Genomic DNA, 21316 nt, shown 5'->3' on the forward strand with positions numbered 1-21316 from the left:
TCTCAGTTGATGTTCATACTGAATCAAACCAATTCTATTGCTAACAATTATCTGGCCCAGCTAAGGGATCAGCGTATCCAGACTGATCGACTTAGATTTAGGCAAAATCTGGAGCGTCTTGGCACTTTACTAGCCTATGAAGTGTCTAAGGATTTGGCCTACTCTACTAAAATGATTCAGACCAGCTTGGCACAAACCAGTGCTGAAACTGTTAGCGATGATGTAGTAATTGTATCAATTCTCAGGGCAGCCATTCCTTTTAGCAATGGCTTTGTTCAAATTTTTGATCAAGCCGAGTTCGGGTTTATAGGCGCGGCTCGTCAAGAGTCTGAAGGTGACGAGGTAAAAGTCAATTTAGACTATGCCGCTGCGCCAGATTTGACAGGGAAAACTCTCATTATTGCAGACCCTATGTTGGCTACTGGAAAATCACTGGTAAAGAGTATCGATCGTCTTAAAAAAAATGGCACCCCTAAAACTGTTCATTTAGCCTCTGTAATTGCCGCTCCTGAAGGAATTGCATACTTAAATGAAAACTTAGGTTTAGATTTCAAAATCTGGACCTGTGCTCTCGATGAGAAGCTCAATGAACAGTCTTATATCATACCAGGTTTAGGTGATGCTGGTGACCTAGCCTTTGGCCCCAAATTGTAGAATATTAGATGCTGTTGGACATACTTATCTTACTGATTGGCTTAGCCACCTTAATTCTTGGCGGTGATGTCTTGGTAAAAGGTGCCTCTCGTGTGGCATTGAGATTTGATGTCAGCCCAATGATCGTGGGCTTAACCATTGTAGCGTTTAGTACTTCAGCTCCTGAGCTATTGGTCAGTTTGAAGGCTGCATTAAAAGAAGCACCGGATTTTGCCATGGGCAATGTGGTTGGCTCCAATATTTCTAATTTATCGCTGGTACTCGGTGTGGCCTGCATGTTTGGTTACATACCTATTCACAAAGGAACAGCAAGAAGGGATTGGCTGGTCACCATGCTTTCATCAATCCTTCTGCTTTATTTCATTTCTGATGGTGACCTTTTGTTCTGGGAAGGCATTGTCCTTTTTACTGGTATACTCTCATACCTTTCTTATTTGTTGATTAAGACCAAAAAGGATCAAATAAAGCTGGATGTCACTTATGATCGATCTCAAGATACCCGGTTTGAGCAATTCAAAGACTTGTTTTACATCATTATTGGCGGTGCTTGTCTGTATTTTGGTTCTGAATGGTTTATTGATTCCGCACAAGGACTGGCCTCGGGGCTTGGGATTTCCGAAAGAATCATTGGCCTAACCGTACTCGCCTTAGGTACCAGCTTACCAGAGCTCTTTACCTCAGTCATCGCAGCTCGAAAAGGCGAAACTGATCTAGCACTCGGTAACCTTTTTGGTTCGAACATTTTCAATATTCTTTCCATTTTAGGAATCACAAGCATCGTTCACCCGCTCAGGGTCAATGAGGTCATTATCAATAGTGATATGATTTGGATGTTAGTACTCACATTAGGTATCCTTCCTCTCATGCTTTTCCGTAGAAGATTAGGAACCGTATCAGGAATTATTCTGCTTTCCTTTTACGGCCTATACATTTTTATGGTCTTGAGATAATGTGGCAAGAAGTACTGACGTATATAGGCATCTATTTATTAGCCTGCCTTAAATCTATTTTCCCTCCTTTGCTTGGGCCGGCTGCTGGTATGTCAAATCTTGAAATCATTGTCATCACAATTGCAGGCTTAATGACCAGTGTGATACTCTTCACTTTTCTAGGTGAAAAGATTAAAAAGCACATCATTCCTATTTTTATTAAGAACCCAAAAAAATTCTCTCCTAAAAGCCGAAGAATGGTTAGGCTCTGGAAGAAGTATGGCATTATTGGAATCTGCTTTTTGACCCCACTAATTTTATCGCCTCCAGGGGGGGCATTACTTGTTTCTTCTGTTGGAGCGCCTAGAAAGCAAGTGTTTATTTATATGCTGCTTTTCGGCATTATGTGGGCCACCATCTGGACCTTCTCTGTAGACTGGTTGATGGATTTGGGCCTAGTTAAGACAAAGGGGAATTAGGGTATTGGGTATTGGGTATTGGGTATTGGGTATTGGGGAAACTTGATCGCAGATAGATAGGTTACATTCGTAATTCGTAATTCGTAATTCTTAATTCTTAATTCTTAATTCTTAATTCTTAATTCTTAATTAAATCAATCCTCATCTGGGAGCATCTCAATATCTTGAATGAGTACTCTCTTTGAAATGGCTTGTCCGGTTGTAGTCGCGGCTAAACCACCCATGGCGGTTTCTTTATAGCGGGTTTCCATGCTTTGTCCTACTTCGCCCATAGCTTCCACACATTCGTCCACAGGAATTACCGCACTAACATCTGCCAAGGCAATTTGTGCTGAACTATTAGCAATAGCGGCTGCACTGGCATTGCGCACTACACAAGGTACTTCTACCAAGCCGGCCACCGGATCGCATACCAAGCCCAACATACATTGCACAGTAATTGCCACTGCATTGAAAACTTGATCGATATTTCCACCTAAGCAATACACCATGGCTCCTGCCCCCATCGCTGCAGCACTACCGGTCTCGGCTTGACAACCGCCAACTGCGCCTGCAATTGAAGCTCTCTTTTCCATAATGAGGGCAATACCCGCCCCTACTAAAAGCCCTTTCATAATACTGCGATCTGGAAGGTCATGAAGCTCTTGCAGTGTTACTAAAACCCCTGGAAGAATTCCTGAAGCACCTGCCGTTGGCGCGGCAACCACCCGACCCATGCATGAGTTAACTTCTTTGGCTGCCAAGGCCCGTGAAATGAGCACTTGAAATTCTCTTGAAAGCACAGGCTTTGGATAATTATAAACCTTTTTTGCCCCGTTGTTTATCATTCCAGAACGAGAAGTCATCTCTTCAGTTAAACCCGTTTGGACCGCTTCTTTCATTACCTGATAAGCCTTGCCCAAGCCTTCCCACATCAGTTCTTCTGTGGCCTGCTTTTGGTCAACTTCATATTCAATGACAGACTGGGGTAATGACACATTGTTCGTTGTGCAGTATTCTTTCCAGCCTTTAAAATCTTCAAACAAATAGCTCATCTCAACTCGTTTGCTCAAAGCTAATCGATTTTATACAAACGATTGAGGATTTATGTGCATCAAGAATAACGATCTAAGAAGGATCTTACATGGAGCCGATAAGTTTGGCTGATGGGTAGGTATTCCTCCATAATTTTCACCTTGTCATTAGAGATGGATTGAAGATGCTCTAGATTAACAATGTATGACTGATGAATTCTTATGAATTGGCTTTCAGGAAGGTCATTTTCAAGATCTTTTAGATTCATGAGACTCAAAATTTTTGAACCTCTCATTTGAAACTGTACATAGTCCTTCTGACCCTTTATGTACAGAATATCCTTGAAATACACTTTAACCAATTCTCTTCCGTCCTTGATAAAAAGGAAATCTTTAGCCTTCTCTTCCCCGTTTTTCGAGGCAACACTTTCAACAGCTTTCAGTCGGTTAATCGCTTTGACAAACCTGCCGAAATCAAATGGCTTCAATAAATAATCAACAGCATTGAGCTCAAAAGCATCCACAGCATATTCAGCGAATGCCGTTGTGAAAATTATACTTGGTGATTGGCCAATAGATTTGCTCAGTTCAAGCCCTGAAAAATCTGGCATTTTTATATCCAGAAAGATCAGGTCAACCGTATGATCTTTTAGAAAAGTTAAAGCTGTCAACCCCGAAGAAAAATCCCCAAGCAATTCGATATAGTCCACACGTTGGCAGTAATCAACGAGTAGTTTTCGAGCCAAAGGCTCATCATCGATGATTATACATTTTAACTTCATTTTAGCTCCAATTTTAAGGTAACCCTGAAGTCCTCAGCTGAAGGTGATATATCAAGGCTATACTGATCTCCATAGCTAAGGTCAAGTCGTTTCTTTACATTTTCTAATCCAAAGCCCGATCTCTCCGAAACCCTTTCAACATGCTTATTGAGGCTATTTTCAACCTGAAAAACCAAGTCTGTCTTAGTAGACTGAAGTTTAATACAAATGCTCGATTTATCATTGGCATCGCTAACCCCATGCTTAAAGGCGTTCTCTACAAAAGGGATCAAAATCAATGGAGGAATATCAATGTCGAAATCGACTTCTGATGTATCAAAAGTCAAATCGAAAGACTTATTAAGGCGTATTTTTTCCAGGTCTAGGTAGTCTCTTAAATAGGCAATTTCACTATGCAGAGGCACAAGGGGCTTATCGGATTCGTAAATCATGTAGCGCATAATATTCGAAAGCTTAACAATCACTTCTGTCGCCTCATCGCTTTTGACCTGGGTGAGATAATTCAGGTTATGCAGTGTATTAAAAAGGAAGTGGGGGTTGATTTGAGCCTTTAGATAATTCAATTCGGCATTGAGCTTCTCATTTTCGAGTGTTTTCTTCTCTCCCTCCAAGACAAACTTATCCTTGGTAAACTTCATTAAAGATGTGAAAAGGATAAATGAGGTAGTTGTCCAAAAAATATTGAAGACTCTAAGAAAGTCGATTTTGGTATAATAGTCTGTCCCAAAAACCTTGTCAAAAAATATTGCTTCTAGCTGGGTACGCCCTAAGATCACGACAAACATCAGAAGCAGAAATAGTAGCAGGTATTTACCATAGCTCTTGCTCTTAAAAACTAGCGGAAGCAGGAAAAAGTAATGAACGTAAGAGGCAATAATATTGAATCCATTCTGCACGCCAAGGAGTTTCAAAGCCACAGCTGTCTGCAAATTCTGATTGTAGTCAATGAATTTGAATGACAGAAACAATACCCAAAAGGCGATATGTATAACTAGGAAGAGTCTCTTGTTCACGTTGTTCATCAACCAACAATTTCCAGGATTTTGAAGCCCAAACCCATTTCAATCTACAATTTGCCCCTTTTAGTCGACAACTCGGATAGAAAGATTAGATTCTACCAATTGTCGTACTAAATGACTCAGTCTGTCGATTAGTAGAATAAAATCCTGGAGTCAGTCACATATTGGTGCATGAAAGCATCAGTTCAAACAATTATTGGTTTAGTCTTAGTTTTTAGCCTTGGTCAAGTTCAGGCCCAAGACATCGATCGTCCCGATACCATCAGAGTTGGTCATAAATTCAAAAACTTCCAAGACCTAGAAATGGGTGTCACGAAAGACATTATTTACACCAAAGCGATGGGGAAAATAATGAGTGTCACTATAAATATTAAAGAGACAAAGACGATAGAAGTTGATGGTCAGAAACTACTCTACTTCTCCCATAATATCCAAGGACCAAAGCCCGATTTTAATGGTTCATTCGAATACATCTGCGAATATGAAACTTTGAAACCTATTCAACTTATCAGTGATTCACCAAGGGCTGGTAAAGAAGGCTTCAAATTTTCAGAATCTCTTATCACCAGTCTCGATACAGTGACGGACAACAATCGTAAAGACTTTGCTCTGGTTCTAGACCAACCCACATTCAATTGGCAAATAGATCTGGAAACATACTCATTACTACCCATGGAGGAAGGATATCATGCCGTAATGAACTTCTATCATCCTGGCAGTCAAACGGAACCTAAATTCTATCATTTAAAAGTTATTGGGTCTGATATGGTCCTACTTCCTGACAGTCGTAGTATGGACTGTTGGATTGTTTACACAGACTATGGTGGCACTCAACCCACACGCTTCTGGTATACAAAAAAGGGTCAGAATTTCGTAAAGATGGAAGGAAAATATAAGCAACTGACAATTCTAAAAGAGCGGATATATTAGATCAAACTATCATTATCTTTGCCGCATGGAATTGCAGAATGATTTATTGATTAGAGCGGCAAAAGGTGAAAAGACAGAAAGAACCCCTGTATGGTTAATGCGCCAAGCTGGACGTATTCTACCTGAGTACCGCGCTGTGAGAAACTCTCTTAGTGGTTTTATTGAGCTTGCCAAAACACCCGACCTTGCTGCAGAAGTAACCATCCAACCTGTCGACATTTTGGGAGTTGATGCTGCCATTATCTTTTCTGACATTTTGGTAATTCCTGAGGCCATGGGCCTGAAATATGAAATGGTTGAAAAGAAGGGACCATGGTTCCCAGAAACCATTAATGGCTATGATGATTTCAATAAACTAAAAAAGGCAGATGCAGAATCTGATCTTGCTTATGTACTCGAAGCGATTAAAATCACAAAGAAAGAGCTTAATGGTCGCGTTCCTTTAATTGGATTTGCGGGTGCTCCGTGGACAATCTTCTGCTATATGATCGAAGGGCAAGGGAGCAAGACCTTCTCAAAGGCCAGAAGGATGCTTTATACTGAGCCTCTTCTAGCCGATCAATTACTACAATTGATCACGGATAGCACCATCGATTACTTAAAAGCTCAGATTGCAGCAGGAGCCGACATTGTACAAATCTTTGATTCTTGGGCGGGCATTCTTTCACCTGAGCACTATCAAAAGTATTCGATGAAATACATCACTCAAATCTGCGATGCCATTGATGAGGTGCCGATAACCGTTTTTGCCAAGGGCGCTTTCTTTGCGCGCAGCGAGATGCGTCATCTCAACTGCCAAACGATCGGACTAGACTGGAATATGGATATTAAAGAATCGAGAAGGCTTATTGGCGAAGGTAAAACCCTTCAAGGTAATCTTGACCCATGTGCTCTTTATGGATCGACTGTCGAAATAGAGACCGCTACAAGAAAGATGCTCGATACTTTTGGCACCAGCAGACACATTGCCAACCTTGGTCATGGCGTCTATCCGGATACCAATCCTGATAAGGTTAAGGTGTTCATCAATACTGTAAAAGAGTATAGCGCTGTCATGCGTAGTACTGTTGACTGACCGAAGCAGTAGTTTTTCTTTTGGTTTATTCAGGTTTAAGCTAATTTGATGCTTCAAACTAATAACTATGAAGAGATTATTTTCTGTCTTTGTTGCGCTGGCCATGGTAACCCAGCTCACTGCATCAACCATTAAAACTGATCCCAAACCCTCTCTTAAGGAAAGAGTCATAACCCTTTCTAAAGAAATTGAGCCTAAAGTTGTCAATTGGAGACACTGGGTGCATGAAAATGCTGAGTTATCCAATCGAGAGTTTAAAACAGCTGCCTATGTAGCCGCTCATTTGAAAAGCCTCGGTTTCGAAGTACAGGAAAATGTAGCCAAGACGGGTGTAGTCGGAATTCTCAAAGGGGGTAAGCCGGGTCCTGTTGTGGGGTTAAGGGCAGATATGGATGGGCTTCCCGTGAAGGAGAGAGCCGATATTCCATGGGCTTCGAAGCAAATTGGAGAGTATAATGGCGAAGAAGTGCCTGTAATGCATGCTTGTGGGCACGACACTCATGTGGCTATTCTGATGGGTGTAGCAGAAGTACTGAACTCGGTGAAAGACGACCTGCGAGGTACAGTAAAATTTATCTTCCAACCTGCCGAAGAGGGAGCACCTCCTGGTGAAGAAGGTGGCGCAGAATTAATGGTTAAAGAAGGCGTTATCGAAGGAATGGATGCCATCTTCGGTTTGCACATCAATTCAAAGACCGAGGCAGGAAAAGTACGATATCGCCCTGCTGGAATTATGGCTGCAGTTAATAGCTTCAACATAAAAATCAAAGGCGTTCAAACTCACGGTTCCACTCCTTGGACAGGAGTCGATCCTATTGTAACCGCTGCCCAAATCATTAATAACGCGCAGACTGTGGTGAGTAGAGGCTTACCATTGACAAAGGCCGCTGCCGTTTTGAGTTTTGGTAAAATCGAAGGTGGTGTACGTAACAATATTATTCCTGAAGAGGTGAATATGATTGGAACGATAAGAACATTGGATGCTGGCATGAGAGAAACACTTTTTGAGCGCTTCCATACCATAGTAAAGAACACTGGCGAAAGTAATGGCGCAGAAGCCATTCTGACGATTAACAGAGGCTATCCAATCACCTATAACAACCCTGATCTGACAGCCATGATGGCCAGCACTTTTACGGAAGTGGCAGGTACAGAAAATGTTGAATCAAGCATGGATGCGATCACAGGTGCGGAAGACTTTTCCTTCTTCCAAGAGAAAATCCCTGGCTTGTATTTCTTTATCGGTGGAATGAGAAAAGGGCAGGATCCAAAGACTTCAGCACCGCATCATACCCCTGACTTTTATGTAGATGATTCAGGACTTCTTACTGGCATCAAGCTCATGAGTAGAATGGTGGTGGACTATGGGGAAAAGAGGAAGTAGTATTGGGTAGGGCGTAATGCGTATTGCGTAGTGAGTACCTCGTATTGAGATTAATAGAGAAGGTCTCAATACTCGATACCAAGTACGCAATACTTACAAGTAATCCTCTCTTACCGGGCTAAAGACATCCAACAGTTGGCAATCCGTAATTGCTCTACCGCTATGTACTGCATTTGAGGGAATAACGGCTATGTCACCGGCTTTCATAACCTTAGACTCTCCTTCTAATGTCAATTCAAATTCACCAGACATTACTTGGGCAGCAACTTGCTCATGGTGATGACTATGCTCAGGTAGGACACTTCCGGCTTTGATATCCCAATAGGCAAGTGTCATTTTTTCAGTGTGAACAAATTTTACTGAGAATCCCGGGAGCAGTTCTTTGGATTTTACATTCTCTAATTGGATGAAGGGCATATAAATTCTTATAAGACAATAATACTAAATATTGGCGCAATGAGGTCTATACTCACCTGAGTCTATCACTCAATCGAGCTCCTCTGAGCAACCAACTGAATGACCAAAGAGGCACTCGGCACTTCAAAGTTGACAATTTGTCTTGGGCTCTCTCTACTTATCCAAATTTTGTTGCTCGGCATATTACCATCTGTATTCAAAACTATGATGTCACAATCGAAGACTCCCATCTCAGTAAGAATGGAATCACGTGAATCATAAGTAAGCGTAGCTTCAGCCAAACCCAGGCTAGAAGGAACCAGAGCACTAAACCTGAGCGTGTCACCTTCGCCTATTGATAAGGTTTGAAGTAGCATGTAAAGTTCGCTTCTAACGATATCATAGTCGAAGTTTTGGTCAATGGGAATCGTTCGGGTAGTGTCACTTGTAATAACTTTTGCTTCACCTTTTACAGACTGTCCTTCCATATTGAGATTCGTAATGATCCGCCTATTAGCCAAAGTCATATCAATGTGAGTAGAATTGATTTTGAAATTGGTTGTATCAAATCTAAACTCAGCCTGTTCATATACACTACCATCATCAAATTGCGAAGTATCTCTTGAGACCAATTGACCATCCTCGAAAAAGGTCCCAAAAATCATAGATCCAACTTTATCACCCTCAGCATTAAACATGTGATAAGTATTGACAACCTCTTGAATGCTTTTAAAATCTACAGGGTATCCCAACCATTCTTTGTTGATTTCATGACGCCCTGAGGTACAAGCCGTAAAACTTAATATGATCATGCAAAAAAGGACGACATATTTCATAGAGGCCTTCATTTTTCTTTTGATAAGACTATAGTGATTCAATTTCGGAGTACAATAACTATTGATAACTAGCAATCTTTGTGACAAAGCAATCTACCGAATTCCAAATACCCTAGATATGGTGAAAACCAACAACTTTTTGAAGTATGGCCTAATTACTCAACTCTGGAATTCAAATTTTCTGAATAGCGCATTCAATGTTGTTCTGCAAATCAGAATCTCTGGTTTGTATCATAACCACAATGATGATGTCCCTTTCTAAATTCAGGTAAGTATTTTGAAACAAGATCATTTCAATTAGACCAATAAGGTGCTATATCAGTGTCTTTGTTTTTGGTGATTCTTTCAAGGTTCGTTCCGTCTGAGTTAACAGTAAATACCTCATGGTTTCCTCCAATCATCACGTTAAAAACAATCTGTTTACCATCTGGCGACCAAGATGTGCGATAAGCCCAGAAGCCTTCCTGTTTAAATCTATCGGCTTCTAACTCAGTTGTTACCTCAATCTCTTTACGGTTGCGAAGATCCATCGTAAACAATGAAATTCGACCTTTATCTGATGACAAATAAGCTATTCGACTATCTACTCTGGAAGCACTGACCGCAAAGGTGTGTCTTTCTTCCTTAATAAGATTTGTTGGTTCACCACCATTAACAGGGACAATGAAAATGTTATAATAGTCTTTATATGCTGATGCATAAACGATTTGCTCGCTGTTCTCCGTCCAGTCAAAAGCTTGGTCAGAGTTTGAAACTTCCACAAGTTCTTTTTGATAAACCCCTTCGTTATTGGCTATGCAAAGAGTGGACCTCCTTTTGCCCCAATCATATTCTTGATAGGCAATTTTAGAACCGTCTGGAGAGAAACGGGCATTATACTGGTATCGCCTACCTTTGCCAAACTTAGTTACGTTTTCAATTCCTGACTCCCTCAAATCTCCTAAACCTAATTTCCAACCACCGAATCGATATGTTGTGAATGCTATTTTGGAACCGTTATTGGAAGTCGATACATTATACTCTCCCCTTCCCCTTACCGAACCTCTTAAGAGTTTCTTGGTGATACCAGATTTGGGGGTATGCATCATCAGTTCAAGAGTACCTCCACTATTGAGGGGACCCTTGCTTTGCGAAAAGATAATTTTCGTTTGAGAAATTGACTCTAGGTTCAAAAGACCTAGGCTCATAATAATTAATAGAGTGTGCTTCATATACTTACTTATCCTTTACCAGCCTGAAGCCTACAAAAAACATCCTTTTATCTGGTTCTGAACTCTGACGATCGGCAGATCTTGAATGCCTTTGACGCCCCGAAAACTGTCCTCCCCTTTGTACAAATCTAGTTTCCGTAAACTTATCAGAACACCATTCTAATAAGTTTCCATGCATATCATAAAAACCCCATGGGTTGGGCTTCTTTTGTTTTATCGGGTGTGATTTTCGTTCAGAATTACCGCTATGCCATGTCATTTCATCCTTGTCTCCGGCATATGGTCCAGTAGTCCCTGCTCTGCAGGCATATTCCCATTCAGCCTCAGTAGGTAACCTAAATTTACCTCCACCTGCATTTACTTTCTTCAAGAACTCCTGAATGTCGTAGTACGACACTTGATCTACAGGCAAGTTCTCTCCAACATTATTGCTGGGGTTACTACCCATCACCGCTTGCCATTGTTCTTGAGTAAGTTCAGTTTCAGCAAGCCAATAACCTTTTTCGATTTTGACGGTCCGTTGCTGCTCTCTTTCGGGTGTCCTGCCTACTTCACTTTCGGGGCTCCCCATCACAAATTGCCCGGGCTCTACCCAAATCATGTTGACTTTCATTCCTTCGATTAGATCGAATACTTGAACATTGCCGAATGATGTCCCATTGCTTAGCCTCTCAGGTGTTATACTGACAAGAGTACTAAAACTGAAAAGGGCTGTCAATAATATTGATCTCGTAAGTCTCATATTAAAATTTCTAATAAAGAAGGCACGGGCAATCACCGCCCATGCCTTCAGTAAAACCACAATCGAATCTACTTGTTACCAACCCCTTCCGCCCGCGGGAGTAACTCCTTTCAGCCTAGCATAGGTAATCACTTTGCCATATTCTCTTTCTATATGATCAGTTAGCGATAAGATAGCTTTGAGTCGAGGCATCTTACTGCCGAACCAATCAACTTCTTGGGACAAATCGCTATCACTTAAATTCGATATAGCGTCATTAATGTATTTAAAAGATGCCTCCATAGCCGATATGACTTCCTTCTTGTTCGAATCATCGAAAGAAGGTCTATCTATTTTGGGGGCATTCACCGTAGGACCAAAAAGATAGTTAGCGCCTATCGTATGGCCCACTAGGCCACCAAATGGCGCAACCTCTTTAGTAGGTTGGTATGTAAAGTGTTCAGCAGGCATCGCCTTGGTAGTAGTAAGGAACATATTGGTCATATTCTGCCAAGCGCTCACTAAATCGGATTGCTTAATTCCTTGTGCCTTGACGTTCATACTTCCGATGGCGATGAGGCAAATGATTAAAAAAGTTCTGTTGAGTTTCTTCATGATATTTTCTGTTATACCATGAACTTACGTCCATAAAAGAGTCTTGGAGACTCGGAATGGGATGATCAGAATAGTTTGGGACGACTTACTTGACGAAGTATAAATCCATGAACTGAGTGATCAATGGCTTCTGACTTTTGGCCGATCGTAAAGTCTTGCCATTCTTCATCTGGAAGCTAAACTCATTGCCGGTGAGGTATTGATAAGATTTCACAAACCGTCTATTAACCAGAAATGACCGATGAATTCGCAAAAATTCTTCTTTGTCGAGTGAGCTCTCCATTTGATTCATGGTAGCCCGATAAACATACTGCTGATCACTGGTATGCAACACTACATAGTTGCCGGCCGACTCAAGAAACTGCACATCATCTACCTTGACATAGATTTCCCGGCCCTTGTCTTTCAACATGAATGTTCTCAGTGTTTCTGCGCTCTCCTGCGCAACCGAATCAATTAGGTTCTGGACATGCTGATTATAAACTGAAGTTCTCTCAAGCTTCAACTGTTCCTTCGCCCGTGAGACAGATTCATCAAAACGCTCTTGTTCAAATGGCTTCAATAGATAATCGAGTGCATTTACTTGAAAAGCATCTAGCGCAAATTGGTCATAAGCTGTTGTGAAAATGATAACCGGAAGTTTCTTGAGACTCAGCTTGCTCAGTACATAAAATCCATCATGACCTGGCATTTGGATATCCAAAAACAGCAAATCGGGCTCGCGTTCGTGAATCAGATCTATCGCCTGCTCTGCATTTTTTGCTTCAGCAACTACCTCAATATCGTCATGTACTTCTAATAGTTTAAGAATCCGTTGGCGAGCCAAGAACTCATCATCTACTATGATGGCCTTTATATTCATAGCGGTTGAAACTTTAGAAACGGCACATTCATTTCCACTTTATAACCAGCACCTTCCAATTGGCCGCTTTCAAGTTCAAAATCATTCTGATAGAACTGAGACAAGCGCTTTAACACATTGCTTAGCCCAATACCCGATCCCGGAACATCACTAGAAACACCTTCTCCATTATCTTGAATAGTGATTACCACGCGATCGCCTGAAACCTTGGCTGACAATTGAATTGAGCCTCCCTCCTGCATATCCTTTATTCCATGCTTGATGGCATTTTCAACAATCGGCTGCAAAATCAGATAAGGTAAGGTGGCATTTAATGCCGCTTCTTCAATGTCATAATGAATCTCAAGTCGATCTTGAAACCTCACATGCTCAATGCCCAAGTAGTTTTGAATGTACTCAACTTCTTCAGCCAAACTGGCCTCCTGTTTTCTCTCATGGTCTAAAGTACTCCGCATGAGCTGACCAAGTCTTGAAGTCATCTTCTGTGCATCTTTAGGATTTATATCAATCAAAGATGAAATGGAGTGAAGTGTATTAAATAAGAAATGAGGATGCAGCTGCATCTTGAGAGCTTTCAGTTGCGCGAGATTAAGCTCCTTCTGCTTTTCCAGATATTGTTGATAATAGAGAATGGCTATAAACAGGCCTAGCAAAATCCAACCCTGAATAAGGCTTGTTAAGGTTCCTGAGTACAAAAGCTGAAGATTCTTTTCACTCAGTGGGCTTGCCATAAACCCTGACTTGAAAAAATAAAGACCGTCAAATGCGATGGTTGATAAAAAACGATGAACGAAGGCCATCAAAAGGGTGGTCAGAAGAATCAATATTATTTTTTTATACCGATCGGTATTTTTATTTAAAACCACTGCTCTGGACTGCCAGTCAACAATTGGAGTGAAGAGAATCCATATGAAAAAGTTTGTCACAGCCTTGGCTGGCACCGCGTACCAACTGTATTCATAATTAAACTCGTTGACCACATAGGTTGTATAGTCTTCGAGGATAACCAACAGGGAAATTACAGTTGCTCCCAAAAACAACCATTTCATCCCAATGGATAACTTATGATATGGATTAATCGATATTTTCAAGACCCAATGAATGAGGGTTAACTAAACAAAAGTACTAACGTAATTTTATACTAATGTTTCGTTGTTGATTAACGGAACAGAATGTGACCAAACCTAAGAACCATGTCGAGACCTTTCGCTATCCTATGTACAATTCTGTTACTTTCATCTTGTGGGCAAACCAAGGAACGGACAGACGTATCCGCCATAACCTACAGAGAGTTCTACGACCTGATGTTCGAGGACTATGCCAATCGAGTCGAGTGGCATGAGGATGATTTTAACCAAGAGGCTACGGCCTTTATTCAACTCAACAACAAGGGTGCTTGTGAGTCCGAAAACTGTGGAGAAAAAACATTTGTGAAAAACGAGAGTACTGATCGTTCGATTAGAGTAATTGTAAAAACGGCCTTCTCAATACCTAATACGCTTCCTTATATAGCCAATCAATTCGTGTTGGCACCGGGAGAAGAAGTCTACCTTACTTGTACAGAGTTTTGCTTAAATGATGAGCACTACGATTTAGACCAGTCTATTGTAGTCGCTGCCTTTGTCAACGATTAAAGAAGTTCGAATCTCTCGATTTCTTTCTTAAGGTCTTCCTTTTCAACCGGCACTACACCCACATGCTCACACACCAAGCCACCACCCAAGTTAGCAAGGGCTGCAGTCGTTTTCGCATCAAGTCCTGCGGCTAAACCACAAGCAACAATACTGATCACCGTATCTCCTGCACCTGAAACATCCGAAATCTGACGAATGTGAGCTGGAATCAAATGAGTGTCTCCGTTGTCTTTGATAAAAACACCATGCTCAGAGAGCGTAACCATCACCATTTTGGCATCTAGAGCTTCTTGAAGAGCCTTAGCACCTGATTTCACTGACTCTAAATCAGTAGGGTCACAATCAATTTTGAGGCCTTCTCTCAACTCCTTCAAGTTCGGCTTAAAGAGTGTTGCGCCTTTATAGTCCAGGAAGTTCCTCTTTTTAGGGTCGACCACGGTTGGTATGCCAAGTCTATTGGCTTCGGCAATGGTCTCTGAAATGATGGTCTTATTAATTACACCTTTGTCATAATCCTCAAAGATGACTGCATCACATTCGGGAAGTAAATTCTTGATGTGCGCCAAAAGACTCTTCTCCTCAATAGGAGATAATCCTTTGTCCGTTTCATAGTCAACCCTTAGCAGCTGATGCGCTCCCGAAAGCACTCTTTCCTTTACAGTAGTCTGGCGATCCGTACTGACAATTACTCCTTTACCGGGAATGCCTCTTTCCTTCAACCTTTTCAAAAAGAACTCTCCATCAATATCATCGCCTACAATGGCACATGGAATTGGCGTGGCACCCAAAGCCTGTACGTTCAAAGCAACGTTGGCTGCTCCTCCTAGTCTTTTGTCTTTTTTGCTTGCAAGAACCACTGGTACAGGGGCCTCCGGAGAAATTCTAGAAACTCCACCAAATACATATGAATCCACCATTACATCTCCAATGACGAGAATCTTCAGTTTGCTGAAAGCTTCAAATAGAGAGTTGGCGTCTGAAAAATTCATTTATGAAAGTTTGGCTAGGGCTTCTTTAATTCGTCTAATGGCTTCTCTTAAGTCTTCTTCCGAAGCGGCATACGAAAGTCTGATACAGCTAGGGTCTCCGAACGCTTCACCTGTCACAACCGACACCTGTGCATGATCCAAGATAAACATGCTCAGATCGCTTGCATTGTTAATACTTGTTTCCCCATCAGATTTACCGAAGTAGGCACTGATATCTGGGAAGAAGTAAAATGCACCTTGAGGAAGGTTGGTTTTAAAACCAGGAATACTATCGAGCAAATCTTTCACAAGATCCCTTCTGCGAAGATATTCCTTAGCCATCTCGCGTGTAGGTCCTAAGTCTGAGGTTAGTGCAGTATAAGCCGCTCTTTGGGCAATACCACAATTGGCAGAAGTAAATTGACCTTGTACTTTATTACAAGCCCTAGCCAGCCAAAGTGGAGCTCCAATATAGCCAACCCTCCAGCCAGTCATCGCAAAGCCTTTGGCCATTCCGTTTACCGTCACGGTTCTATCAATCATACCTGGCAGCGCGCCAATACTGGCATGTGCACCTGTATAATTGATATGCTCATAAATTTCATCGGCTATAACAACTAGGTTTTCATGTCCTAAAATGACTTCTGATAACTCAAGAAGTTCTTCTTTGGTAAACACCGAACCTGTCGGATTACAGGGGGATGAAAAGATTAATGCTTTGGTTTTTGGCGTAATGGCCGCTGCTAGTTGATCCGCAGTCACCTTGAAATCAGATTCGATGCCCCCATTCACATACACTGGAACTCCGCCAGCTAATTCTATGAGCGCAGAATAACTCACCCAGAAAGGTGCGAAAACAACAACCTCATCGCCTTCATTAATCAGGGCCTGAAAGACATTGGCTATTGATTGCTTAGCACCGTTGGAAATTACGATTTGATCTGCCGAATACTCCAGATCATTTTCTCTCTTGAATTTCTCAGAAATGGCCTGACGTACATCTAAGTAACCGTTGACGGGTGGGTATGCAAAGTACTTCTCCTCATCAATGGCATCTTTCGCGCCTTGTTGAATATGCTTTGGCGTTTTAAAGTCCGGTTCTCCCAAACTTAAACTAATGACATTTATACCTCTCGCCTTGTACTCTCTGGCTTTGGCAGCCATGGCCAAAGTAGCCGACTCGGCCATGTTTTTAATACGATCTGAAAGCATTTCCATATTCGGACTTATTCGTATGTTGTTCTAGTCATGATACTCCTACCTAAGGTTACTTCATCGGCAAATTCAAGTTCTCCACCAATTGGTATGCCTCTGGCAATTGAAGTGATTTTCACACCGTATTCCTTAAGCTTCTTTGTCAAGTAAAATGCGGTTGTATCGCCTTCCATTGTAGGATTCAGTGCCAAAATTACTTCTTCTATTTTAGGCTCACTATCTTTTATCCTTTTTATTAAAGTATCAATATTCAGCTCCTCTGGACCGATACCTTCAATAGGTGAAATTACCCCTCCTAGTACATGATAAAGTCCTCTGTATTGAGCTGTATTTTCAATGGCAATTACATCTGGGGTGTCTTGCACCACACAAACAGTTGTCAGTTCTCTTTTGATGGTTCTACAGGTACAATCAGTGGTATCGGAAATGATATGACAAGTATTGCAATACTGAGTGTCTTCTCTTAATCGATTCAGGGCATCCGATAGATGAGTGGTGGTAATCTTATCTTGCTTTAAAAGGTGAAGTACTAACCTTAAAGCAGTCTTCTTACCGATCCCAGGTAGTTTAGATATCTCCTCGATTGCATTTTCAACGAGTTTGGGAGGGAAATTCAAGGTCTTTTTTAAGGATTAAGGAATGAATCACATGACCGTGGCAGTAATGCCGGCATCCAAAATATTCTCACACATTGGACGCAATTCTGTGAACGATCCTGATTTAACAGTACACTTTCCTTTATAATGAATTAAAAGTGTGCATTGCTCCGCTTGTTCTGCAGAATGACTACAAATCTTTATCAATGTATTAATGACATGCTCAAAAGTATTCACATCATCATTGAAAACGACCAAATCACAAAGGTCATCCTCAACGGCTACTTCCATCAATTCAACTTCCTCTTCTTCTTGGTAATTCAAATGCATCGCTTAGAATTTTGACAAATTTAATAAAATTTCAACTCTCAAGCCACTCTACAGCTACTGGTTCTTCTGTTCGATATTCTCCATTCGCTGCATCAGCGCTTTCAATTGTTCTTCCACAGAATGTACTTTCTCTTCAATCTTTTTCGGGGAATTGAGATGAGTACTCAATTTACCTCTGACCACCCATAGTTCAATAAGAGATTCCATATCAATTGACACCGGCTTAAAGCTTGGATTATCGGCAGCCAATTCTAGGGTGTCAAACTTCTCTAATCTACCAACAGCAATCACCTCCTTCGTCACTGCCAAGAGTACTGAATTCTCGTGAGATTGATCTATACTATCCCAATCCACCTTTTCACAAAACAGAAAGTCACCATGATGAAGCCCTTGTTGGTCAACCACCATATGGTCACCTATCATTTCGAATAGTCGATTGACTCCTTTTCCAAGAAACGGCAATTCGCACTTGGGTAAGGACTCCAAAAAATCACGCTTTTGATGATTGACTATATAATTGAGGTGTTGTGATTGAAGGACGAGACTGGCTTTGCTGGTTTGTTTAGGTGAGGGTACCCCTTGATGCAATGCATCCAGCTTTTGATTAACTAGATTAAAGCTATATAGATCATTAACCGTCAGCTCTTTGGTCAATAACACGTCAATTGATAAGCCAAAATAATGAGCAATTTCGATCAATGTCTGAATTTTTGGTTCAGATCTACCCTCCTCATAGGCCCCTACACTTGGTCTGGCCAAATTAAATAATTCGGCAAAATTAGCCTGAGACAGCTTTCTGACCGCTCTAATGCGCTTTATGTTCTGACCTACGTATGACATTGAAAAATAATTGCTAATTTTTTGAGCAACTCTAAAACTTTTTGCATATTTGTTTCGTAAACATAGAGTAATTAATTCAAAACATAAACGGTCATGATTAAAAATAAGCCTCCAAGGCACCAATTCAAAAGTTTTAGGGCACCACCAACTCTGGTAAATCCCTAAACTTAAGGTAACCTTAAATTTCTAAATTTGATGTTATCAAAAAACAGACAATAAAATCAACTCAAAAATGGATAACTACTTTCAGAAAGTTAAAAACTACATCACCGACCTAGACTATGCCATACTCATGGAAGATGAGGCGGATGGTCTAATGGTCATCGAAAGTGAAGAAGACGGAATCAAGAATCTTGTCTTAGGTATTGAAGAACCATTACTCATTATAGAGCAATCACTGGTTAACCTTAACGATACCTCGGCAGAAACATACCTCCACTTACTTCAGAAAAACAGAGATATCGTACATGGAGCCTTTGTGGTAGATGAAACCGGTAAGCGAGTAATCTTCAGGGATACGCTACAGTTAGCTAACCTTGACCTAAACGAATTAGAGGCCTCATTCAATTCTTTGGCCTTACTACTGAGTGAATACTCAGAACAATTATTAAGTGTAGCAGAAAAATAAAAAATAAAGATATGAACGTATTCAAACGAATGTTTAAAATGGGCCAGGCAGAAGCACATTCTGCATTGGATCAATTGGAAAACCCAATCAAGTTAACAGAGCAAGGCATAAGAGATCTTAAAAAGGATCTTGACGAAAGCTTAAAAGCTTTGGCCGAAGTAAAGGCAATGGCAATTCGCTCAAAAAATGATCTTCAGACTTCTAAAAGCAAGGCTAAGGATTATGAAAACAAGGCCATGCTTCTATTGAAGAAAGCACAGAACGGTGATTTCGATGCTTCTGAAGCAGACAGACTTGCCAGCGAAGCTTTGGTGAAAAAAGAAGAAGAGCTAGAGCACGCCACTAGATCACAGGAAGAGGTAAATCGTTTCGAAACTAACATTGGTCAGTTGGATCAGAATGTTAAGAAAATTAGAGCGACCATCAGTAAGTATGAAAACGAACTGAAAACCTTAAAAGCTAGGGTAAAAGTGAGTCAAGCAACAAAAAAGCTCAATAAGCAGATGGCTCAAATTGACTCATCTAGTACTGTGACTATGCTTGAGCGTATGAAGGATAAGGTTGCCCAAGATGAAGCCTTGGCTCAGTCTTATGGAGAAATTGCTAACGAGAGCAAGTCCATCGATGATGAAATCGATAAAGCATTAGAAGGTGGTGAAAGTCAGGCGAAAGCTGCTGACAGTCTAGCTGCCCTAAAAAACAAACTAGGAATGGAGTAATCCATTCTTAGTTTTTCAACCAAAAATAATCACGGTCATGATTACCCAAAAGTCAAAAAGCTCAAAATATGTCAGCCTCACTATTGGTGTTGTAGTAGCACTTCTATCGGTTTGGCAAGTAAGTGGTAGATCCATTCATTTGAGTAATCGATTTAGAAAAGCAACGAAAAAAGCCGTTCTGGTACCAGCTATTTATAGCAGTGCCATGACAGCCATTTCGTTACACATTAGTCAATATTTTATTTATCAGTGAGATGAGAAGTTTAAGTTATATGGGAGATTTAATTAAAGGCATTTTAGCGATAGCAGTGATCGTCTTTGTCTTCGGATTCGTATTCAGTTTCCTTTTCAAAGTAGGAATTATACTATTGATCGGGTTAGGAATTTTATACCTGATCCGAAAAGTGTTTATCGACTAAGAATGATTCCTTGGTATAACAAGTTACATCAAGTTGCATATGACACTCGTGAATCGACTCTTTCATCCGAAGAAATTAGGCATAGAATGGTTGAGCACTTCGAAAAAATAGAGATTAATCCAATCGGCTTTTTTCAAAGAGCAAAAAACCCTTACGGCTTGAAGTTTAGAAAAGATGATAGCTTCGTAATTCGCCAAACTAATAAGCCTCGTGGAGGAATAGATCCATCAGAAGCAAGCATAACAATTATAAAAGGAGTTTTAATTGACTTAGGTCAAAATAGAGAGATTAAGTTTGTAGGACAAATACCTTGGATGTGGTTCTTAGGTTTATTTGCTGCTGTATTGATAACATACTCAATTGGTCTCTTTGCATTTATCTTCTCATGTCTAATCGGATTCATTATTTTAATGTGGTTTAGATATGGTGTCAAATCAGATATGCAAAAAGTTGATATTGAACTATACAAATGCCTGAAAGAAAAAGAAAATGGGAGTATTTGATTTTCTAAAAAAGAAAAAAGAACCGGCATATGATGTCACCAATCTCAGCGTAGCTGATTTGGACGAGGGCTTTGTGTTTGACTACAATCTTAAAAGTTGGGTGGTCAAAGAAGTCTATCAGTACGATTGGGGGAAAAACATTTTCACCAAAGAGTTTAAAATAGATGCCGGAGACGAAGCAGCATATTTGAGTGTCGCCAACGAAGGTGAATTATCGTTGAGCATTTCTAAGTCCATCAAGATTCAAGAGCTGGGAGATGGCATCCGAGAAAAAATTCGGAAGGCCGAAACAGCTCCAGAGAAATTAGAATATCAAGGAATCACCTACTATCTGGATGAAGATTCTGCAGGCTATTTCAATGATGTTTCAGCAAAAAAGTCAGATTGGGAAGAATTGGTTAGCTATGACTACCTAAACGATGATGAGACACTTTGTGTCAATATCACCCAATGGGACGAGCGCAATTTTGAGGCGTCTGCCGGTAAAGTCATCAAGTCATACGAGATTTCTAATATCACACCAGACGCATAGTGGCCTCTAAGAGGATTTACTTAACT

27 protein-coding genes are annotated in these 21316 nt (G+C 40.8%); 12 read left to right on the plus strand and 15 right to left on the minus strand.

Going from position 1 to position 21316, the window contains the following annotated elements; translation table 11 throughout:
* Positions 1-9 precede the first annotated feature (9 nt).
* From upp to J4E76_RS13975, 3 genes are read left to right on the plus strand one after another with little or no spacing between them, the layout of a single operon-like run.
* Entirely contained in the window at positions 10-654 is a 645-nt protein-coding gene (gene upp, locus J4E76_RS13965) for a uracil phosphoribosyltransferase (protein WP_208505175.1), read from the plus strand.
* Positions 655-662: 8 nt separating this feature from the next.
* Positions 663-1604 carry a calcium/sodium antiporter gene (locus J4E76_RS13970; protein ID WP_208505178.1) on the plus strand — a complete coding sequence of 314 codons (942 nt, stop codon included), beginning with the start codon at positions 663-665 and terminating at the stop codon, positions 1602-1604.
* Positions 1604-2062 (plus strand): hypothetical protein, encoded by a 459-nt coding sequence (locus tag J4E76_RS13975; RefSeq protein ID WP_208505180.1) that lies wholly within the window; start codon positions 1604-1606, stop codon positions 2060-2062. Before J4E76_RS13970 ends, J4E76_RS13975 begins: the two co-directional genes overlap by 1 nt.
* 134 nt (positions 2063-2196) lie before the next feature.
* Here the strand turns inward: J4E76_RS13975 and sdaAA are convergent, their stop codons facing one another.
* Genes sdaAA through J4E76_RS13990 form a run of 3 tightly spaced genes read right to left on the minus strand, consistent with a single transcriptional unit; the run spans position 2197 to position 4879 of the window.
* Positions 2197-3096: an L-serine ammonia-lyase, iron-sulfur-dependent, subunit alpha gene (gene sdaAA / locus J4E76_RS13980; protein WP_208505539.1), complete on the minus strand. Its 900-nt coding sequence runs from the start codon at positions 3094-3096 to the stop codon at positions 2197-2199.
* Between the two features lie 59 nt (positions 3097-3155).
* Positions 3156-3857 carry a LytTR family DNA-binding domain-containing protein gene (locus J4E76_RS13985; RefSeq protein ID WP_208505182.1) on the minus strand — a complete coding sequence of 234 codons (702 nt, stop codon included), beginning with the start codon at positions 3855-3857 and terminating at the stop codon, positions 3156-3158.
* Entirely contained in the window at positions 3854-4879 is a 1026-nt protein-coding gene (locus J4E76_RS13990) for a sensor histidine kinase (RefSeq protein ID WP_208505184.1), read from the minus strand. The genes J4E76_RS13985 and J4E76_RS13990 overlap by 4 nt, the downstream gene beginning before the upstream one ends.
* 168 nt (positions 4880-5047) lie before the next feature.
* On the opposite strand from J4E76_RS13990, the gene J4E76_RS13995 reads away from it, so the two are divergent.
* From J4E76_RS13995 to J4E76_RS14005, 3 genes are all read left to right on the plus strand, one after another.
* Positions 5048-5806: a hypothetical protein gene (locus tag J4E76_RS13995; protein WP_208505186.1), complete on the plus strand. Its 759-nt coding sequence runs from the start codon at positions 5048-5050 to the stop codon at positions 5804-5806.
* Between the two features lie 25 nt (positions 5807-5831).
* The gene (gene hemE, locus J4E76_RS14000) at positions 5832-6881 is read left to right on the plus strand and encodes a uroporphyrinogen decarboxylase (RefSeq protein ID WP_208505187.1); all 1050 of its coding nucleotides are present in this window, start codon (positions 5832-5834) and stop codon (positions 6879-6881) included.
* Between the two features lie 67 nt (positions 6882-6948).
* Positions 6949-8265 (plus strand): amidohydrolase, encoded by a 1317-nt coding sequence (locus J4E76_RS14005; protein ID WP_208505188.1) that lies wholly within the window; start codon positions 6949-6951, stop codon positions 8263-8265.
* A gap of 93 nt (positions 8266-8358) precedes the next feature.
* Here J4E76_RS14005 and J4E76_RS14010 read toward each other — a convergent pair whose 3' ends face one another.
* From J4E76_RS14010 to J4E76_RS14040, 7 genes are all read right to left on the minus strand, one after another.
* A complete protein-coding gene (locus tag J4E76_RS14010; RefSeq protein WP_208505189.1) occupies positions 8359-8682 on the minus strand; it encodes a cupin domain-containing protein in 324 nt (107 codons plus the stop codon).
* Positions 8683-8747: 65 nt separating this feature from the next.
* Entirely contained in the window at positions 8748-9473 is a 726-nt protein-coding gene (locus J4E76_RS14015; RefSeq protein WP_208505190.1) for a hypothetical protein, read from the minus strand.
* Between the two features lie 317 nt (positions 9474-9790).
* Complete coding sequence (locus tag J4E76_RS14020) at positions 9791-10684, minus strand: PD40 domain-containing protein (RefSeq protein WP_208505191.1); 894 nt, start codon at positions 10682-10684, stop codon at positions 9791-9793.
* Between the two features lie 28 nt (positions 10685-10712).
* Complete coding sequence (locus J4E76_RS14025; protein ID WP_208505192.1) at positions 10713-11450, minus strand: formylglycine-generating enzyme family protein; 738 nt, start codon at positions 11448-11450, stop codon at positions 10713-10715.
* Positions 11451-11525: 75 nt separating this feature from the next.
* Positions 11526-12044: a DinB family protein gene (locus J4E76_RS14030; protein WP_208505194.1), complete on the minus strand. Its 519-nt coding sequence runs from the start codon at positions 12042-12044 to the stop codon at positions 11526-11528.
* 85 nt (positions 12045-12129) lie between these two features.
* Positions 12130-12906, minus strand: a complete 777-nt coding sequence (locus tag J4E76_RS14035; protein WP_208505196.1) for a LytTR family DNA-binding domain-containing protein — start codon at positions 12904-12906, stop codon at positions 12130-12132.
* On the minus strand, positions 12903-13997 hold the full coding sequence (locus J4E76_RS14040; protein ID WP_208505197.1) for a sensor histidine kinase: 1095 nt from the start codon (positions 13995-13997) through the stop codon (positions 12903-12905). Before J4E76_RS14040 ends, J4E76_RS14035 begins: the two co-directional genes overlap by 4 nt.
* Positions 13998-14099: 102 nt before the next feature.
* Between J4E76_RS14040 and J4E76_RS14045 the strand changes: the two genes are divergently transcribed.
* Positions 14100-14540: a hypothetical protein gene (locus J4E76_RS14045; protein WP_208505199.1), complete on the plus strand. Its 441-nt coding sequence runs from the start codon at positions 14100-14102 to the stop codon at positions 14538-14540.
* On the opposite strand, the gene J4E76_RS14050 is transcribed toward J4E76_RS14045, so the two are convergent.
* The 5 genes from J4E76_RS14050 to J4E76_RS14070 are packed head-to-tail and all read right to left on the minus strand — an operon-like array spanning position 14537 to position 18489.
* Positions 14537-15529, minus strand: coding sequence for a bifunctional heptose 7-phosphate kinase/heptose 1-phosphate adenyltransferase (locus tag J4E76_RS14050; protein WP_208505200.1), 993 nt, complete (start codon positions 15527-15529; stop codon positions 14537-14539). The two genes, J4E76_RS14045 and J4E76_RS14050, sit on opposite strands and share 4 nt — an antisense overlap.
* Positions 15530-16726: a pyridoxal phosphate-dependent aminotransferase gene (locus J4E76_RS14055; protein WP_208505202.1), complete on the minus strand. Its 1197-nt coding sequence runs from the start codon at positions 16724-16726 to the stop codon at positions 15530-15532.
* A gap of 8 nt (positions 16727-16734) precedes the next feature.
* A complete protein-coding gene (gene recR / locus J4E76_RS14060; RefSeq protein ID WP_208505203.1) occupies positions 16735-17340 on the minus strand; it encodes a recombination mediator RecR in 606 nt (201 codons plus the stop codon).
* A 27-nt stretch (positions 17341-17367) separates the two neighbouring features.
* Positions 17368-17649: an ATP-dependent Clp protease adaptor ClpS gene (locus J4E76_RS14065; protein ID WP_208505205.1), complete on the minus strand. Its 282-nt coding sequence runs from the start codon at positions 17647-17649 to the stop codon at positions 17368-17370.
* Positions 17650-17703: 54 nt separating this feature from the next.
* Positions 17704-18489: a helix-turn-helix domain-containing protein gene (locus tag J4E76_RS14070; protein ID WP_208505208.1), complete on the minus strand. Its 786-nt coding sequence runs from the start codon at positions 18487-18489 to the stop codon at positions 17704-17706.
* Positions 18490-18721: 232 nt separating this feature from the next.
* Between J4E76_RS14070 and J4E76_RS14075 the strand changes: the two genes are divergently transcribed.
* From J4E76_RS14075 to J4E76_RS14095, 5 genes are all read left to right on the plus strand, one after another.
* On the plus strand, positions 18722-19117 hold the full coding sequence (locus J4E76_RS14075) for a YbjN domain-containing protein (RefSeq protein WP_208505210.1): 396 nt from the start codon (positions 18722-18724) through the stop codon (positions 19115-19117).
* An 11-nt stretch (positions 19118-19128) separates the two neighbouring features.
* Positions 19129-19836 carry a PspA/IM30 family protein gene (locus J4E76_RS14080; protein ID WP_208505212.1) on the plus strand — a complete coding sequence of 236 codons (708 nt, stop codon included), beginning with the start codon at positions 19129-19131 and terminating at the stop codon, positions 19834-19836.
* Between the two features lie 37 nt (positions 19837-19873).
* Positions 19874-20089: a hypothetical protein gene (locus J4E76_RS14085; RefSeq protein WP_208505214.1), complete on the plus strand. Its 216-nt coding sequence runs from the start codon at positions 19874-19876 to the stop codon at positions 20087-20089.
* Between the two features lie 168 nt (positions 20090-20257).
* The gene (locus J4E76_RS14090; protein ID WP_208505216.1) at positions 20258-20758 is read left to right on the plus strand and encodes a hypothetical protein; all 501 of its coding nucleotides are present in this window, start codon (positions 20258-20260) and stop codon (positions 20756-20758) included.
* Positions 20745-21290, plus strand: coding sequence for a DUF4178 domain-containing protein (locus J4E76_RS14095; RefSeq protein WP_208505218.1), 546 nt, complete (start codon positions 20745-20747; stop codon positions 21288-21290). The genes J4E76_RS14090 and J4E76_RS14095 overlap by 14 nt, the downstream gene beginning before the upstream one ends.
* The last annotated feature ends 26 nt before the right edge of the window (positions 21291-21316 follow it).

It is taken from the genome of Roseivirga sp. E12 (assembly GCF_017592825.1).
Classification (GTDB): domain Bacteria; phylum Bacteroidota; class Bacteroidia; order Cytophagales; family Cyclobacteriaceae; genus Roseivirga.

What these genes read in the sequence shown, in the direction of transcription:
- J4E76_RS13985 (WP_208505182.1), bottom strand. Translation starts at nt 3,857, where the DNA reads ATGAAGTTAAAATGTATAATCATCGATGATGAGCCTTTGGCTCGAAAA.
- J4E76_RS14035 (WP_208505196.1), bottom strand. Translation starts at nt 12,906, where the DNA reads ATGAATATAAAGGCCATCATAGTAGATGATGAGTTCTTGGCTCGCCAA.
- J4E76_RS14010 (WP_208505189.1), bottom strand. Translation starts at nt 8,682, where the DNA reads ATGCCCTTCATCCAATTAGAGAATGTAAAATCCAAAGAACTGCTCCCG.
- J4E76_RS14015 (WP_208505190.1), bottom strand. Translation starts at nt 9,473, where the DNA reads ATGATCATATTAAGTTTTACGGCTTGTACCTCAGGGCGTCATGAAATC.
- sdaAA (WP_208505539.1), bottom strand. Translation starts at nt 3,096, where the DNA reads ATGAGCTATTTGTTTGAAGATTTTAAAGGCTGGAAAGAATACTGCACA.
- J4E76_RS14045 (WP_208505199.1), top strand. Translation starts at nt 14,100, where the DNA reads ATGTCGAGACCTTTCGCTATCCTATGTACAATTCTGTTACTTTCATCT.
- J4E76_RS13975 (WP_208505180.1), top strand. Translation starts at nt 1,604, where the DNA reads ATGTGGCAAGAAGTACTGACGTATATAGGCATCTATTTATTAGCCTGC.
- J4E76_RS13995 (WP_208505186.1), top strand. Translation starts at nt 5,048, where the DNA reads ATGAAAGCATCAGTTCAAACAATTATTGGTTTAGTCTTAGTTTTTAGC.
- upp (WP_208505175.1), top strand. Translation starts at nt 10, where the DNA reads ATGTTCATACTGAATCAAACCAATTCTATTGCTAACAATTATCTGGCC.
- J4E76_RS14055 (WP_208505202.1), bottom strand. Translation starts at nt 16,726, where the DNA reads ATGGAAATGCTTTCAGATCGTATTAAAAACATGGCCGAGTCGGCTACT.
- J4E76_RS14050 (WP_208505200.1), bottom strand. Translation starts at nt 15,529, where the DNA reads ATGAATTTTTCAGACGCCAACTCTCTATTTGAAGCTTTCAGCAAACTG.
- J4E76_RS13990 (WP_208505184.1), bottom strand. Translation starts at nt 4,879, where the DNA reads ATGAACAACGTGAACAAGAGACTCTTCCTAGTTATACATATCGCCTTT.
- J4E76_RS14070 (WP_208505208.1), bottom strand. Translation starts at nt 18,489, where the DNA reads ATGTCATACGTAGGTCAGAACATAAAGCGCATTAGAGCGGTCAGAAAG.
- J4E76_RS14030 (WP_208505194.1), bottom strand. Translation starts at nt 12,044, where the DNA reads ATGAAGAAACTCAACAGAACTTTTTTAATCATTTGCCTCATCGCCATC.
- hemE (WP_208505187.1), top strand. Translation starts at nt 5,832, where the DNA reads ATGGAATTGCAGAATGATTTATTGATTAGAGCGGCAAAAGGTGAAAAG.
- J4E76_RS14090 (WP_208505216.1), top strand. Translation starts at nt 20,258, where the DNA reads ATGATTCCTTGGTATAACAAGTTACATCAAGTTGCATATGACACTCGT.
- J4E76_RS14095 (WP_208505218.1), top strand. Translation starts at nt 20,745, where the DNA reads ATGGGAGTATTTGATTTTCTAAAAAAGAAAAAAGAACCGGCATATGAT.
- J4E76_RS14025 (WP_208505192.1), bottom strand. Translation starts at nt 11,450, where the DNA reads ATGAGACTTACGAGATCAATATTATTGACAGCCCTTTTCAGTTTTAGT.
- J4E76_RS14065 (WP_208505205.1), bottom strand. Translation starts at nt 17,649, where the DNA reads ATGCATTTGAATTACCAAGAAGAAGAGGAAGTTGAATTGATGGAAGTA.
- J4E76_RS14005 (WP_208505188.1), top strand. Translation starts at nt 6,949, where the DNA reads ATGAAGAGATTATTTTCTGTCTTTGTTGCGCTGGCCATGGTAACCCAG.
- J4E76_RS14085 (WP_208505214.1), top strand. Translation starts at nt 19,874, where the DNA reads ATGATTACCCAAAAGTCAAAAAGCTCAAAATATGTCAGCCTCACTATT.
- J4E76_RS14080 (WP_208505212.1), top strand. Translation starts at nt 19,129, where the DNA reads ATGAACGTATTCAAACGAATGTTTAAAATGGGCCAGGCAGAAGCACAT.
- J4E76_RS14020 (WP_208505191.1), bottom strand. Translation starts at nt 10,684, where the DNA reads ATGAGCCTAGGTCTTTTGAACCTAGAGTCAATTTCTCAAACGAAAATT.
- J4E76_RS14075 (WP_208505210.1), top strand. Translation starts at nt 18,722, where the DNA reads ATGGATAACTACTTTCAGAAAGTTAAAAACTACATCACCGACCTAGAC.
- J4E76_RS13970 (WP_208505178.1), top strand. Translation starts at nt 663, where the DNA reads ATGCTGTTGGACATACTTATCTTACTGATTGGCTTAGCCACCTTAATT.